Genomic DNA, 372 nt, shown 5'->3' on the forward strand with positions numbered 1-372 from the left:
GACCTCGGTGTCGCGCAGGGTGAGGCGGGCGCCGTCGCGGTCGTCGTCGTTCTTGCCGTCGTGGTCGCCGTTGTGGTTGTTGTCGCGGAAGCCTTCGGCGAGTTTGACGTCGGCTTCGCCGTTGAAGATGCCGCCGCCGAAGCGTCCGGCGGTGTTGTCGACGATCTTGCTGTCGGCGATGGTGGCGCTGGACTCGTCGTTCTTGTCGTTCTTGTCGCGGTCGTTCTTGTCGTCGCGGCCGTTGCGGTCGTCGTTGCGGCCGTTGCGGTCGTCCTTGCCGTTGCCGTTCTTGCCGTCCTGGCCGTTGAAGCTGTTGCGGCCGTCCTTGCCGTTCTTGCCGTTGTCCTTGCCGTTGTTCTTGTCGTCGCGGTC

At 65.1% G+C, this 372-nt stretch carries 1 pseudogene; it reads right to left on the bottom strand.

Going from position 1 to position 372, the window contains the following annotated elements:
- Positions 1-372 (bottom strand): annotated as a pseudogene (locus ACSNN7_RS29090) (hypothetical protein); the annotation flags it as partial.

It is taken from the genome of Micromonospora sp. URMC 105 (assembly GCF_051386295.1).
Lineage (GTDB): Bacteria > Actinomycetota > Actinomycetes > Mycobacteriales > Micromonosporaceae > Micromonospora.